General features: G+C 68.6%; 1 pseudogene. It reads left to right on the top strand.

Features of this window, described 5'->3' with window-relative positions:
- Positions 1–69: 69 nt before the first annotated feature.
- Positions 70–1,109, top strand: a pseudogene (locus ACPEES_RS23510) (IS1634 family transposase); the annotation flags it as partial.

Genomic DNA, 1,109 nt, shown 5'->3' with positions numbered 1-1,109 from the left:
AACGCATGCATAACCTCGCGACCCATCCATAATGCATATCGTGACGGGTCTATGCAATCGTCGGGGACCCGACAGCTGGGACTGTCCCAGGCGCTGCGCCGGGCGCTTCGCTCCTCGCGCCGGCGGTTCGACGCCGAGGCACTGATCCGCGCGATGGTGTTCAACCGGCTCACCGCACCGAGCAGCAAGTTGGGGATGTTGGAGTGGCTGCGCGAGGACACCAGCGTGCCTGAGCTCGACGCCGATGCCATCCATCATGAACAGCTGCTGCGTGCCATGGATACGCTCATGGACCGCCATGAGGCGGTCGAGCACGCGGTCGCCCAGCAACTGCGGCCGCTGATCGACACCGAGCTCAGCGTCATCTTCTACGATGTCACCACCATCCGTGTGCACGGCACGCACCGCGTCGACGGCGAGCTGCGCGACTACGGGCTGAGCAAGGACACCGGCGGCATCGACCGCCAGTTCGCCCTCGGCGTGGTGCAGACTGCCGAGGGGCTGCCCATTGCCCATGAGGTTTTCGAGGGCAACGTCGCTGAGACAAAGACGCTGGCGCCGATGATCGAGTGGCTGCTGGAGCGCTTCCGCCTGGAGCGGGTGGTGCTCGTCGCCGACTGGGGCCTGCTCAGCCTCGACAACGTCGATACGCTGGAGGCGCTGGGCCAGGAACAGGGCCTGCGCGTCGACCACATCCTGGCGGTACCGGGGCGGCGCTATAGCGAGTTCACGGATCTCATGGCCGACCTTCATCCGCCGCTCGCCGCCGAGGCCGAGCGCACCGGCACGGAGGCGGTCACCGAGGCCGCCTGGCAGGGCCGGCGGCTGGTGGTCGCCCACAACGCCGAGCGGGCCGCGGAGCAGACCGCAGCGCGGCGCGAGAGTATCGAGCGCCTCGACACCCTGGGTGAGCGCCTCGCCCGACGCCTGGATGAGCAGGATGCCGGCCAGCCGGGTCGCGGCCGGCGCTCCTCGGACCGCAGCGCCTACAAGCGCTTCCACAAGGCTGTGCTGGAGCGGCGCATGTCGAGCATCGTCAAAGCCGATCTGGGCTCCGAGCGCTTCGCCTACACCATCGATGAGGCCGCCTGGGCGGCCGCCGAGCGCCT

Origin of the sequence: Arhodomonas sp. AD133 (assembly GCF_051195215.1) — a bacterium.
Lineage (GTDB): Bacteria > Pseudomonadota > Gammaproteobacteria > Nitrococcales > Nitrococcaceae > Arhodomonas.
The sequence above is the reverse complement of the archived record's forward strand: the minus strand, read 5'-3'. Positions and strand labels throughout refer to the sequence as shown.